The organism is Nonomuraea fastidiosa (assembly GCF_042751225.1).
Taxonomy (GTDB): domain Bacteria; phylum Actinomycetota; class Actinomycetes; order Streptosporangiales; family Streptosporangiaceae; genus Nonomuraea; species Nonomuraea fastidiosa.
On sequence record NZ_CP170570.1, the window covers coordinates 5,009,113 to 5,022,877 of the forward strand.

Sequence of the window (13,765 nt, forward strand, 5' to 3'; positions counted from 1 at the left end):
GCAGGGCCACTCGCGTTCTGTCGCTTCGCGAGGAGGTAGGCGCACACCGGCATGCCAGACATTTACCCGCAGATCGCGATAAAGCGCCGGTGCAAAGAAGCCGACACAGGAAGAAGCCGGTACGGAAGAAGCCCGGTACGGAAGAAGCCCGGATCCGAAAAAATGGTGACGGCCATCGCGGTCCCCCGAAGACGCAGTTCGAAGGATTACAAGCGCGATGGCCGCAACAACAGTCTGCCGTGTGAACAGCCTCCGGTGAAGTCTTTCCCCGACCGGTGACTCCGACTTTCTGTTGCGGCCCCTGTGAAGGGAGGACGATGAACGCAGTGTCACCGGACGGGGTCGCCACCCGCCCGGTGACAAGGGTGCGATGGGTGCCTGGTACGCGCCTTCGTCCAGTACTAGCGCACCGGAGACCGCTGACTATGGCACGCCCACGGCAGCCGTCGCCCACGCACCCTGCGTCGTCCCCCGCATGATCCCGGGCGACGCGCCTGCCCGAACCCCACTGACGAGGCGCGGGCTTCACCCGGAATCATGCGTAGGACCATGGACATGGCCCCGTGCGACTTCAAGGGGGCAAGGAGCCACGTCCAAGGCGAGTAATGGCCGGCTGACGTCCATAACGGCCTACCCGCGGGATTAGGTTCTCATGGTCATCCCTTGGAAAACTGGCGTTCGACGCTATACGCGGGATCATGCCGTTTGCGGAATCCCGCCTCCCTCGTCCGGTGGAAAATGGCTTTATAGCGGAATGCGTCTCCAGGCCCCATCCGAGATGATCACGTGATCCAGAAGCCGCAGCCCGACCGTCTCCGCCGCCTCCAGCAGCCGAGCCGTGGCCTCCAGATCCTCGGGACTCGGGTCGAGCGACCCGCCCGGATGGTTGTGGGCGAGCCCGAACGCCGCGCCGCCCGCCGTCAGCACCTCCCTGATCACCTCGCGTATGGGCAGCACCGTGTGATCGCTCGCGCCCTCGGTCAGCACGGCACGCTTCAGCACCCGTCCACCGGTGTCGCACGCCACCATGACCAGCCGCTCCCGGGTACGGCCGTGGAGCAGCGGGGCACAGGCGTGGGCGAGGTCGGACGTGCTGGTGATGCGTTCGCGCTCAGGCCAGGCCTCCGCTCGGCGTACGAGATGGAAGGCCGCCGTCACCCGTGCCGCCTTGGCCGGCCCGATCCCAGGCAGCGCGAGTAACCGGTGCGGGTCCGAACGGCCCAGGCCATCGAGATCTCCACAATGCGCGATCACCTGGCTGGCCAGGTCGAGCGCGCTCGCTCCCCGGAACCCGGAACCGAGCAGCACGGCCAGCAGCTCACGGTCGGCCAGCGCAGCGGCACCGCTGGCCATGAGCCGCTCGCGCGGCCGATCACCTTTGGACAGGTCTTTGACTCGCATCGGCAACCTCCGCCCCCGTTGTATCAACGGCCACCGACAATCTCTGACCTGCGCATTCGCCTGCAGCTTTCGCTCCGAGCGATCGGCTCCCGCATCCCGAACTTTCCGTCTTCCACGGCCTCGCGTGGGCGTATGCCGCTGGTGCCGCGGCCCCTCTGCCCCCGCTCACCCACCTGTTCGACCGCCGCATGTCTTGCTCCACCGACGAGCGCTCAGGGGTGCAACGGCAAGCCGAATCCTTCGTCTGGCGGGCGGTGGGCGTCACTCGCGGGTCACATCAGGAAGGCCATCCAGAAGCACTGGCCGGAGGAGCTCCGTAAGCCGCGACGCCAAGTGCTCCGAGCAGGAGTGCCGCATGCGTGTCTGAAAGCACAAGGGACCCGCAGCACTGCGCTGGTCCGACCGTGAGCTGCTGACTGTGCTGCTCGGGTCCTGAACCTCTGCACGAGGTTCCCGCTGGCGAACAACACCGCCGCGCCGACGAAGTCCTGCGGTGGCCGGTTGCGCAGAAAGACGACGGGGAACGAGGCCGGCCTGGTGTCGGCGCCGCTGCCCTCACTGAGCCGGGGCGACCGTGCGCACGGACTCGAGTGCCCTCACCGGCACTCGCCTCGCGTGGGCGGTCACGGAACTCGGTGAGCAGCTTGCCGGAGACCAGGACGACGCCTGGCTCGCCGGTGTGCAGTTCCAGCGTGACCTCCGCCGCGACCTCGTAGTCGATGCCGGATGGCTTCGGCCGCCCCTTCTCGTTGACCTCCGGGCGCGTGCCGGCGAGGACAAGCACCGACGGGCCCGCTAGGAGGCCGCGAGCCGTCCATGCCGCGAGCGGGATCGCGCGCGGCGCCGCGTACCACGGGATCGCGTGGCGCACCACGGGGTCGCGCGGCGCACCACGGGATCGCGCGGCGCCGTTTACCAGCAGAACCGTCAGCGGCTCCGCGAGCGGGATCGCGCGCGTCCCGCCCCCAGCAAAACCGCAGCTACGCGGGCGCAGAGTTTGGTGTGGCAGCCCACCTGCCGCAGGTCGAAGGGGCCGAGCAGATTCGGCAACGAGCAAGCTCTCAGCGACGCGCTGCTCTTGGCGATGCACATGGGCTTGGCGATGCACATGGGCTTGGCGATGCACATGGGCTTGGCGATGCACATGGGCTTGGGCGGGCGAGCCACGGGGCCCATTCCAAGGAATGTATCAAGCCGATCTTGGAGATCGTCTATCGCGCACTTGGACACGCGGGGGCCAGGTAGTGGGACGGCGACGGTCAGCGCGCCGCTGTTGATTGATGAGCTAGTCGAAAGGGTCGCGATGGTGCGGAGTCGCGGGTGGGGTGGGGTCTCGGATGGGGCGGGGGTGAAGGGTTATGCGGGGCGAAAAAGGGGAGCTCCGGGCGAGAGAGAAGGTGCTCGCCCGGAGCTCGCCGACCTGGACAGGCGGGGCAATCGTGATCTAGACCGGCATGCTGTACATGACCCGGAACCGGTCGCCCGGGATGATGATGTCGCTCGTCTCCACGGGCCGATCGCCCGCCCAGTGCGTACGCTCCACATGCAGCACGTGCACGCCGGCCGCCAGGTCGAGGGCGTCGCTCTCCGCCGGGCGGGGGATGCGGGTGTGCACGCTTTCCACGATCTCCGTGATCTTTATGCCGTGCGCGTACATCTTCGTGACGAAACCACGCCTGTCCTCGTCGCTGTGGGACGCGAACTCCCGCATCTCGTACGACGTGGCGAGTTGGAGCGGCCGGCCGTCACCGCGGAAGACGTAGCGGGTTCTGGTCAGCGTGGCGTTCTCGGGCACGTGGAGCCGTCGTGCGATGTCGGGGCCCGCCTCGGCCAGTTCGCTGTGCCAGTCCCATGTCACGCGCCTGCCTTGCGACTGCAGGTCTGCGGCGAAGGGGGCGGGGTGGTCGAGGAAACGCCATCGGTGCAAGGCGATCAAGTCGGGCCGTTCCCGGACGTAATGGCCCGAACCAACGCGGCCGATGATGAGGCCCTCGCCCGCGAGCACACGTAGCGCGTGACGAGCGGCGGTCTCGCCGACCTGATATTTGCGGGTCAGCTGCGCCCGCGAAGGAATGGGCGCGCCGGGGGGAAGGGTGCCGTCGGTGATCTGTCGCCGGATGTCTTCGACGACACGCAGGTAGACCGGATCTGAGGTGGCCACTAGTCCATCCCTGGGGGTTCGTGTGAGGCGTTGCCCTATGTTGCCGTATTCGGCAGGTAACCGACCGTCATCGAGGGATGCTGGAGCCCCAACTTTGCGATGGCGGGAAATTATTGGAGAAACCCTGTAACGCCGGTGTAAGGGCGACCGATTCTCCGATAGAGGTCGTCGATGTGTGTACCCCCGAGCACATATCGGCGACCTCTTCCATGTCGGCCCTGCCTGACAGCCGCCTACCTTAGTGACGTACGGCCAGGTGAGGCAGCCTTTCTTTGACTAGAAGTCGATGATCTTTTGACCCTCTGGTGTGGTCCGCCTGCTCTGGTGGCCCGTCGTGTCGTGCTTGTGGCGGTGTGTCCTCGCCCTGTGGTCCCTTCCGTACGGCGGGGGGTGGGCAGGGTCTTGGCTGGTCGGCCGATGTCACTGCTTGAGCGGTATTGTCACCGCTTGGACGGTCGTGGCCACAGAAGGTTTGCTTCGCGGGGCGCTGTGGAGGCTTCGAGCGAAGGCGGCGTATGTCCCAAGTGATTCGAATGAGGCGTACGTGCGCTTCCTCGCCGCAACGCCTCTCTGGGGACCCGATCCGGAGCGGCATGTCCCTCAAGGTGAGGTGCGTACGTCGGCCCACATGCGAACCCGCTGCCGCGGACGGACGTCGCCTGCTGCCTCAGGTGCTGCGGGTGCCTGGGTAGCCTGCGATGAGGTGGCCAGGTCGGATGGTGGGTGCGGTGTGTAGGGCGGCGATGCTGAGTGACATGCGTCGCACCGGCCGGTCGAGCCGTCCGGCGACGTGCACTGAGGCGTACAGAAGCCCGTGAAAGCGGGCAAAAGGCGGCTCCGGGTGGGCGAAGCGGGGTGGCGACGTCCAATGGATTTCTGAATCCGGGTAGCGTTCGCACTATGGCATCGCCAACTGGAACCACCGACGCGCCCTTCGGCCGCATGCTGACCGCGATGGTCACGCCGTTCACCCCCGACGGCGAGGTCGATTACGCGGCTGTGCGACGTCTTGCCACCTATCTGGTGGACGAGCAGCGAAACGACGGTTTGATCGTCAATGGGACGACCGGTGAGTCGCCCACCACCTCTGATGAGGAGAAACAGCGCATCGTCAGCGCTGTGCTGGACGCGGTCGGGGACCGTGCGACCGTGGTCGCCGGGGCGGGGACCAACGACACCCGCCACAGCGTCGAACTCGCCAAGCAGGCGGCCCGCGCCGGAGCCCATGGCCTGCTGGTGGTGACGCCCTACTACAACAAGCCGCCGCAAGAGGGGCTGTATCGGCATTTCACCGCCGTGGCCGACGCTACGGACCTGCCGGTGATGCTCTACGACATTCCGGGACGCAGTGGCGTACCGATCAAGACTGAAACCCTGCTGCGGCTGGCCCAGCACGAACGCATCGTGGCCGTGAAGGACGCCAAGGGCGACCTGTTCGCCGCCAGTCAGGTGATGACCGCGACCGACCTCGCGTTCTACTCCGGTGACGACCTGCTCAACCTGGCCTGGCTCTCGCTCGGCGCGGCCGGCTTCGTCAGCGTCGTCGGGCACGTGGTCGGGGCCGAGCTGGCGCGCATGATCGAGCTGCACAAGAGCGGCGAAGTCGCGCAGGCCCTGGCCGTGCACACCCAGCTGGCTCCGGTCGTGGACGGGATCATGCTGCGCGCGGGCGGCGCGATCATGGCAAAGGCGGCGCTGAGCCTGGTGGGCATGCCGGTCGGTCCGGTACGCCTGCCGCTCGTGGACGCCACGGAACAGCAAATCGCCGAGCTGCGTGCTTGCCTGGTGGCCGGCGGGGTGAAGTTGACAGACACATAGGAACGGGGAGGAACCGGGAGTTTTGAGAACAAGATCTGACCATGGGGGCCGGGCATGAGCCATCCGCATCCTGAGCTTGGCCCCCCGCCGGCGCTGCCCGAAGGCGGCCTGCGCATCGTCGCGCTCGGCGGGTTGGGGGAGATCGGCAGGAACATGGCCGTCTTCGAGTTCGACGGCCGCCTGCTGATCGTCGACTGCGGGGTGTTGTTCCCCGAGCCCGACCAGCCGGGTGTCGACCTCATCCTGCCCGACTTCGAGTACATCAGGGACCGGCTCGACGACGTCGAGGCCGTGGTGCTGACGCACGCCCACGAGGACCACATCGGGGCGGTGCCGTACCTGCTGCGCGAGCGGCGCGACATTCCGCTCGTCGGGTCCAAGCTCACGCTCGCGCTCATCGAGGCCAAGCTGACCGAGCACCGCATCCAGCCGGTCAAACGCGAGGTCGTCGAGGGCGAGCGGCACGTTTTCGGGCCCTTCGACTGCGAGTTCCTCGCGGTCAACCACTCCATCCCCGACGCCTTGGCCGTCGCCATCAGGACTCCCGCCGGCATCGTGCTGCACACCGGTGACTTCCGCATGGACCAGTTGCCGAGCGACGGCCGCCTCACCGACCTCGGCGGCTTCGCCAGGCTCGGCTCCGAGGGCGTCGACCTGCTGATGTCCGACTCCACGAACGCCGAGGTGCCCGGGTTCGTCACCAGCGAGCGGGAGATCGCGCCGGTCATCGACGAGGTGATCCGCACCTCCGAGCAGCGGGTGATCGTGGCCAGCTTCGCCTCCCACGTGCACCGCATCCAGCAGGTCATGGACGCCGCCGCCAAGCACGGCCGCAAGGTGGCGCTCGTCGGACGCTCGATGGTGCGCAACATGGGCGTGGCCCGCGACCTCGGATACCTCAAGGTGCCGCCGGAGCTGATCGTCGACTCCCGCGACATCGAGGACTGGCCGCCCCAGGACGTGGTGCTGATCTGCACCGGCTCTCAGGGCGAGCCCATGGCGGCGCTGTCGAGGATGGCCAACCGTGATCACCCGATCCGCATCGCGGAGGGTGACACCGTGCTGCTGGCCTCGTCGCTGGTGCCCGGCAACGAGACCGCAGTCAACAAGGTCATCAACGGCCTGACCAGGTGGGGAGCCCGCGTCGTGCACAAGGGCAACGCCAAGGTGCACGTCTCCGGTCATGCGGCCGCGGGTGAACTGCTGTACGTGCTCAACCTGACGCGCCCCTCCAACTTCATGCCCGTGCACGGCGAGTGGCGTCACCTGCGGGCGCACGCCAAACTCGCGGCGCTGACCGGCGTGCCCGAGGACCACATCGTGATCGCCGAAGACGGCGTGGTCGTGGACCTGGTCGACGGGCGCGCACGGATCGTGGGCGCCGTCCACGCCGGATATGTCTACGTCGACGGCTCCTCCGTGGGTGAGATCACCGACACGTCCCTGAAGGACCGCAAGATCCTCGGTGACGAGGGCTTCATCTCCGTGGTGGTCGTGGTCGACTCCAACACCGGCAAGCTCACCGCTGGGCCGGAGATCCACGCGCGCGGCTCGGGCATCGATCCGGCGCAGTTCGACGAGTTCATCCCGCAGATCCAGCGGGCCCTCGAGGAGAAGGCCGCGGACGGCGTGGTCGACATGCAGGAGATCCGCCGGGTTGTGCGCCGTACGGTGGGCCGCTGGGTGAGCGACACCTACCGCCGCCGGCCGATGATCATCCCGGTGGTGCTCGAGGTGTGAGCGGCATCCGGACGGTACGGCAGGTCTCCACACCTGCCGTACCCGCCCGGCGGCTCGCAGGAGCGCGCGCAGCAGGCGACTCGGATGTGGCATGTCAGACATCCCTTCGGCGTAGCAGTGCGGTGGCAGCGATCAAAGGGACGATCGCGTACGCGATCAGCACGGTGGCGGCCGCCGGCGGGGACAGCAGGGAGCCGTAGACCGAGGACGCATTGGTCTCGCCTACGAGCTGGCGGGGAAGTGCCCCGATCATGAACGACCCGAGGGTCTCGCTCCAGGGCTCAGGAACGTTCCCGACGATGATCGGGACCACGTAGACGAGCCCCACGATCACGGCGATCGCGGCCGCCGGTGAACGCAGCATCGCCCCCAACCCCAAACCGAGCAGCGCGAACGCGGGCACCGTCAAAGTGAGGGCCAGCAGGAGCGGCAGCCGGTCGCCGAAGGCCGTCGCGTAGGCGCCGGAGAACCGGTCACCGATCGCGCTCCTGGCAGCCGCGTACGTGCCGAAGACCACGACGGCGCCGACTCCCAGGGACAGGATGGTGACGGTCAGCGCCTTGGCGGCCAGTAAAGGCCAGCGGCGGGGCACGATCGCCAGACTCGTCCTGATCAAGCCCGTCGTGTACTCGGACGTTATGGCCAGGACGCCGAGCACCCCCATCGCCAGCTGGGGGACGATCACGAACGCCTCCTCCAGGTTCGCGATCCTGGCGACGGCCTGCCGCTCGGGTGGAGCCGTGTCGTACGTGCCCGCCGCCGTGGCGGCGAGCACGAATCCCGCGAGGATCGTGCTGAGGGCCAGGCCGACGATCAGGTAGGTCGAGCGGACCGAACGCAGCTTCACGTATTCAGAGGTCAGGACGCTCATCTTGGTATGCGCTTTCTGGTCAGGAAGGCGGGGCGGCTGCGTGCCGGCGGAGTGCCGATGAGGGACGCATGCGGGGCGATTGAGGGTCGTCGGGTTGTTGGTCGGTGGCGTGCTGGTCGGGATGCTGGGCTGGTCATGGGCTGGGGAGCGTGTCAGCGGGTGGCTGGTCGCGATGGGGTGACTGGTCACGGGCCGGGTAGTGCGCCGACGGGTGGCCGGTTGCGATGCGTGCGGGCCGGTCAGAGTCAGGGGCATGTGACGGTGGAGCGCTGATCGTGATGATGGGCTGGTCGCGACCAGGGAGCGTCGGCGGTATCTCTCAGATGCGTGTGCGTCGGTAAGGGATCGGGTTTGTGTGACGGTGGAGCGCCTGTCGCGATGCGTGCGGGCCGATCAGAGGCTGGGTTGCGTGTCGGCGGAAGGCCGACCGTGATGTGTGTTGGCTGGTAACGGGTGGGGCGTGCATCAGTGGTGCGTCGGTCGCAATCGTGCGGGGGTTGGTCAGGGGATGACATGTGCGGCAGCAAAGGCTGGCCGCGACGTTGTACTCGCTCTCGGCAGGGACGCGATCGTGCGTCGCCCCGCCTGAGCGCGAGGGATCCGACCGCGAGGGCGACGATCGGCACGCGAGGGGCACAGCCGGTGCGACCTTGGGCGGCGATGAGCGGCAGGGCCAGCGTTGCCCGGGGTGGTGATGAGCGGCAGGGCCAGTGCGGCCCGCGGTGCTGGCGAACGGCAGGTCCAGCGGTGCCCAGGGCGGTAAGGAGTCGCCGCCCACCTGTGAGGACCGGTGTCATCGGGCGGCTCCGTAGCGAACGTCGCCGGCGGTCAGGGCGAGGTAGGCGTCTTCGAGCGAGGAGTAGCGGGCCGTCAGCTCGGCGACGGTGGTCTGCGTGATGAGTCGGCCACCGCCGAGGATGACGATGTGCTCGGCGGTGAGGGCCATCTCGCTCATGAGGTGGCTGGAGAGCAGGATCGTGCGGCCCTCGGCGGCCAGGCCGCGCATGAGGTCGCGAATCCAGCGCACGCCGTCGGGGTCGAGACCGTTGACCGGCTCGTCGAAGATCAGCACACCGGGGTCGCCCAGCAGCGCGGACGCGATGCCGAGCCGCTGTTTCATGCCCAACGAGAAGCCGCCCACGCGTTTGCGCGCCACGCTCGCCAGGCCGACCTGCTCGAGCACGTCGGAGACGCGCTTGGAGCCGATGCCGTTGGTGAGAGCCAGGCTCAGCAGGTGGTCGTAGGCGCTGCGGCCCCCATGGACCGCGCTCGCGTCAAGGAGCGCGCCGACCTCGTGCATCGGCCTGCGCAGCGACGTATAAGGGCGGCCGTTGACCAGAGCCCGGCCCGAGGTCGGCGCGTCGAGGCCGAGGATCAGGCGCATCGTGGTGGATTTGCCTGCGCCATTGGGCCCGAGGAAGCCGGTGACATGACCGGGGTCGACCGTGAAGGACAGGTCGTCGACGGCGAGGGTGGCGCCGTAGCGCTTCGTCAGGTGCTGGACTTCGATCACGCCGAAAAGAATGCTGGGCGGCGGCGTGCCGGCGCGTCGGACCACGGTCCGAACTTCAACGTCAGACCCTGGGTTGACGTGCCGCGCCGCCGCAGCGGCTACGGTTCAACGCGTGAACGACACGCATCCCTTCTTCGCCAGGCGGCTGAGCCTGCGCCAGCTGGTCGCGCTCGATCTAGTGGCGGGGCTGTGCCTGGCGTTCCTGTTGTTCACGGTCATGGCCAACGTCGTGACGATGCCGCCGTGGATGCGCGTGGCGCTCCCGCTGGCGCTGGGCCTGCCGCTCACCCTGCGCAGGGTGTGGCCCATGCCCGTCTTCTGCTTCACGCTGGTGCTCGCTCTCTACACCGCGCTGGCGGGTGCGGTGGGGCACGCCTATCTGGCGCCCGCGTACGCGTTGTACATCGTCGCCCTGTCCGACAGGCTCGGTGCCGCGGTGCCGACGTCGGCCATCGCGGCGGTGAGCCTGGTCACCGTCCTGGGGCTGACGGTGGCGGGCACGTCGCAGACGGGCGCCCCCGGCTGGGTGGCACACCTCGACCAGCCGCTATGGGGCATCGGAGCGCTGGGCGGGGCGTGGACGATCGGCAGAGCCGTGCAAGAGCGCAGATCTTACGCGGCGCGTGAGGCCGGGAGACTGGCCGCGCAGGCCGTTACCGAGGAGAGGTTACGACTGGCTCGCGAGCTGCACGACGTGGTCACGCACAACGTGGGGCTGATCGCCATTAAGGCGGGGGTCGCCAATCACGTCCTGGCGTCCAGGCCGCAAGAGGCTCACGAAGCCCTGCGCGTGATCGAGACGGCCAGCCGGAGCGCGCTTGTAGAGATGCGTCACCTGCTCGGCGTGCTGCGGTCGTCGGAGGCGCCCGAGCGCGCGCCGGCACCCGGACCGGAAGGCATCGAGGGGCTGGTGGAGCAAGCGCGGCTGGCGGGGGTGGAGGCGGAGCTCGACCTTCGCTTCATGCCGGATACTGCGCCCGGCGGCTCGGCGGCGAGCAGTGCCGGGGATTGGGCGCGGCTGCCGGAGGGCGTTGGGCTGTCGGTCTACCGCATCGTGCAGGAGGCGCTTACGAACGTGGCCAAGCACGCCGCACCCGCTCGGTGCCGCGTGTCCGTGACGGTGGATGAGAAGGAGGTACGGATCGAGGTACTCGACGACGGCCCGGGGAGACGGGCTTCGCCTCCCGCAGAGGGTTCCGGGCATGGCCTGATCGGCATGCGGGAGCGGGTCATGATGTACGGCGGCACGTTCGAGGCCGGAAACCGTCCTGACCGGGGTTTTCGGGTTTTCGCAACATTGCCCTATGAGGAGGTTTCTTGATTCGCGTGGTCGTCGCCGATGATCAGGCTCTGATCAGGGGGAGTTTCACGGTACTGGTCGATGCAGAGCCTGATCTGGAGGTGGTGGGCGAGGCGTCGAACGGGGCGGAGGCCGTTGAGGTCGCTTTGGCGCAGCGACCGGATGTGGTGCTTATGGACGTACGAATGCCGGAAATGGATGGCATTGAGGCTACGCGTCGGATCAAAGACGTTTCTCGGGTGCTCGTCGTGACGATGTTCGACCTCGATGCATATGTGTATGACGCGCTCCGTGCCGGTGCCAGCGGATTTCTGCTTAAGGACACGCCGCCTGCGGACCTTCTCGAGGCCGTACGCGTGATCGCGCGCGGGGACGCACTGCTGGCGCCTGCGGTGACGCGCCGGCTGATCGAAGAGTTCACTCGTACGCCGGTTATGCCAAGGGTGAAAGGGCTAAATGGTGTGACCGAGCGGGAGAAGGAAGTGTTAGTGTTGATTGCGAGAGGCCTGTCAAATAACGAGATCGCGGCTCACCTGCACGTGAGTTTGGCGACGGTGAAGACGCATATCACCCGGCTGCTGGCCAAGTTGGAAGCGCGGGATAGAGCGCAGCTCGTTATCACAGCGTATGAGAGTGGGTTGGTTACGGCTGCCCGGTGATATGCTGCGGAGCAGCTCGCGGCGGCCGGACGCACCGGCCTTGGCTCACCGCTACGAGCGGAGGGTTCCTAGCGGTCGCGGTTATGGGTATCGTCGGTCTTCGTCGCCCGAGTCTCTTAGTTTGAAGCGTTCAGGATGTTTTCGTTTGCCAAGCCAAGTGTGCGCCGCCAAATGGGCCTTGGCCTTTGCTGACTGCGTTGAGCAACCAGCGGGCTGATTTCTCTGCTTGTGTGATCAAATCAGTCGGGTAATTGAGAAGCAGTTGATGCTCGGCGAACTCGTCTTCGTCGTCGAGAATGATGCGCCCGTCTCGCATCTTGATGACGTCCAGGTCGAGGTCGAGCATGGTGACCTCGTCGTCCCGCCACTCGGGGACTGTTGTGACGTCGACGTAGAGCTCGCTTCTTTGGGGCGGCACGTGGAAGGAAGCGGTCCACCAGGCGTTTCGGGGGAACAGCATGGTCACCGGAGTCTTCCAGCAGACAGGCGGGTCATCGCCCTTTCTGGCTAACGTCCCGTCTGGGACCTTCACCCAGACGCCGTGCTCGTCTTCACCGAGCAGGCGGCCGGGGTGGTTCCAGTGCAGTGCGCCGCCGTACTTTCGGTAGACGATTCGCACATCGTTCATGAAGTGATACGTATCCGGAGCCGGCGTGGCTCACACGGAACTCGGGGCGGAGGCCGTCGCATTCGTACGCGAGTGAGAGTCGTACTCGTGCGCTGAGCGGAATCGACGCGGTGGCGGTGCTCATGTCGGCTCATCGACCTTGATCGGGGTTGAGATGTCCACCTCGTTGGCTTGCGGGCCACCCTTGCCTGCGATGCAGCAGATTGAATGAGGATGTGATTATGCAGCTCCCAGACCGACTTCGCCGGTTGATCGGTCAGGACGCCTCCTGGTCGACCGACCACGAAGGAGCCAGTGGTACGGCCCTGAGGGTCGTGTCAGGTTCGAAGGTGTTCTACGTCAAGCACGGCCCCCTCGCCAGCGCCGAGCACTTGCGACTGGGCTGGCTTCATGGACGCGTTCCCGTCCCTGAGGTGGTCGCCTTTGAAGACGACGTCCTCGTTATCGCCGACGTGGGCGCTCCGTCTTCAGAAGCCGCCGCTCCCGCCGACATAGGCGCTGTGCTGGGCCGGACGCTACGCATGCTGCACGAGTTACCTGTCACCGAGTGTCCCTTCGATGGCGGACTGCCAGCGGTTCTCGAACGTGCCCGCGCCAATATCCGTGACGGCCTCGTGGACCCGGACGACTTCGACGCCGACCATATCGGGCTGACTCCTGAGATGATCTACGAACGACTGCTGGCCACGCGCCCGCACGTCGCGGATCTCGTCGTCGCACACGGGGACTACACCCCGTCCAACGTGCTGGTGCCCGCCTCAGGAGAGCCCGTGGTCATCGATGTCCCGGCACTGGGCGTGGCCGACCGGTACCGCGACCTCGCCATCGTCCACAGGGACTTGTCCGAGGACCACGGCCCGACAGCCTGGGAGGAGTTTCTTTCTGCCTACGCCCTTGTCGATCACATCGACGAAGAACGGATGTACTACTACCGGCTCCTGGACGAGCTTCTCTGACTCAAGGCGGTGATCAAACCTCGGATCGGTGATGCAACAACCAAATGTCTCGCGAATCGCTGAGATTGCCGCAGCTTCTGCGAGATGGGGCATGAGGCACCACCGGGGGTGTTCGCGCGGGGGTGGGGTGAGGCTGCCGGTTGAGGGGGCGTACGGTTCTGGTGATCTTTTCTGGTGCTCAGGTAGAAGATGTGCCAACTGAAGAGACGCGAGCATGGACACGCTACGACCGGCCTGCTGGGCTGGAGGGCCTGGCTGTCGTCGGCGCTGCATAGGAGAGCCGGGCTGCGTCCACGGGAGTGGTGTACCAGTATGACTTGGTCAACTGGAGTGGCGTCGGGTTGGACGTTTGCTGGCAGTTTGCGGGCTGCGAGCGCGTGCCGCGTGGGACGGGCGCAGGGGCTGTGGGATGGAGAGAGGCGGGGTGCGCCAGTTCGCGGAGGCGGCGTGCGGTCTCGGGGGCCTTGATGTGGGGTTTGGCGTGGGTGGGATGGTTGCTGGGCGCATCAGGGCAGGCGCGGTTGCTCGAGGTTGCGTGATTGCGGCTCGGGTGTGGTGTGTGGGTTCGACGGTTGTGTCTTACGCCTTGGGTGTGGTGTACGGGTTTGGCCCGGTCGCTGGTATGGCGCCGCAAATGGTGACGGCCATCTCGTGATCCTTCGAAGGCGCAAGTCAAGACCGAAGGAGACCACGTGATGGCCGCGAACAACAGTGTGGT

Annotated in this window: 9 protein-coding genes and 1 pseudogene; 5 read left to right on the forward strand and 5 right to left on the reverse strand. The window is 66.9% G+C overall.

The window, feature by feature from the left end:
• Nucleotides 1–744: 744 nt before the first annotated feature.
• Together ACFMQL_RS23380 and ACFMQL_RS23385 are read right to left on the reverse strand one after the other, a co-directional pair.
• Nucleotides 745–1,401 carry a DNA repair protein RadC gene (locus ACFMQL_RS23380; RefSeq protein ID WP_364069723.1) on the reverse strand — a complete coding sequence of 219 codons (657 nt, stop codon included), beginning with the start codon at nt 1,399–1,401 and terminating at the stop codon, nt 745–747.
• Between the two features lie 1,444 nt (nt 1,402–2,845).
• A complete protein-coding gene (locus ACFMQL_RS23385; protein WP_364070894.1) occupies nt 2,846–3,562 on the reverse strand; it encodes a GntR family transcriptional regulator in 717 nt (238 codons plus the stop codon).
• Between the two features lie 900 nt (nt 3,563–4,462).
• On the opposite strand from ACFMQL_RS23385, the gene dapA reads away from it, so the two are divergent.
• Both dapA and ACFMQL_RS23395 read left to right on the forward strand, forming a co-directional pair.
• Nucleotides 4,463–5,380, forward strand: coding sequence for a 4-hydroxy-tetrahydrodipicolinate synthase (dapA, locus tag ACFMQL_RS23390; RefSeq protein WP_364070896.1), 918 nt, complete (start codon nt 4,463–4,465; stop codon nt 5,378–5,380).
• A gap of 54 nt (nt 5,381–5,434) precedes the next feature.
• Entirely contained in the window at nt 5,435–7,120 is a 1,686-nt protein-coding gene (locus tag ACFMQL_RS23395; RefSeq protein ID WP_364070898.1) for a ribonuclease J, read from the forward strand.
• 94 nt (nt 7,121–7,214) lie between these two features.
• Here the strand turns inward: ACFMQL_RS23395 and ACFMQL_RS23400 are convergent, their stop codons facing one another.
• Both ACFMQL_RS23400 and ACFMQL_RS23405 read right to left on the reverse strand, forming a co-directional pair.
• Nucleotides 7,215–8,246: an ABC transporter permease subunit gene (locus ACFMQL_RS23400; RefSeq protein WP_378787020.1), complete on the reverse strand. Its 1,032-nt coding sequence runs from the start codon at nt 8,244–8,246 to the stop codon at nt 7,215–7,217.
• 610 nt (nt 8,247–8,856) lie between these two features.
• Nucleotides 8,857–9,504, reverse strand: a pseudogene (locus ACFMQL_RS23405) (ABC transporter ATP-binding protein); the annotation flags it as partial.
• Between the two features lie 112 nt (nt 9,505–9,616).
• Here ACFMQL_RS23405 and ACFMQL_RS23410 point away from each other — a divergent pair.
• Together ACFMQL_RS23410 and ACFMQL_RS23415 are read left to right on the forward strand one after the other, a co-directional pair.
• Entirely contained in the window at nt 9,617–10,825 is a 1,209-nt protein-coding gene (locus tag ACFMQL_RS23410) for a sensor histidine kinase (protein WP_364070903.1), read from the forward strand.
• Entirely contained in the window at nt 10,822–11,463 is a 642-nt protein-coding gene (locus ACFMQL_RS23415; RefSeq protein WP_364070904.1) for a response regulator transcription factor, read from the forward strand. Before ACFMQL_RS23410 ends, ACFMQL_RS23415 begins: the two co-directional genes overlap by 4 nt.
• Before the next feature lie 130 nt (nt 11,464–11,593).
• On the opposite strand, the gene ACFMQL_RS23420 is transcribed toward ACFMQL_RS23415, so the two are convergent.
• On the reverse strand, nt 11,594–12,091 hold the full coding sequence (locus tag ACFMQL_RS23420; protein ID WP_364070907.1) for a DUF402 domain-containing protein: 498 nt from the start codon (nt 12,089–12,091) through the stop codon (nt 11,594–11,596).
• 221 nt (nt 12,092–12,312) lie between these two features.
• Between ACFMQL_RS23420 and ACFMQL_RS23425 the strand changes: the two genes are divergently transcribed.
• Nucleotides 12,313–13,047 carry an aminoglycoside 3'-phosphotransferase gene (locus tag ACFMQL_RS23425; RefSeq protein WP_364070909.1) on the forward strand — a complete coding sequence of 245 codons (735 nt, stop codon included), beginning with the start codon at nt 12,313–12,315 and terminating at the stop codon, nt 13,045–13,047.
• Nucleotides 13,048–13,765 lie beyond the last annotated feature (718 nt).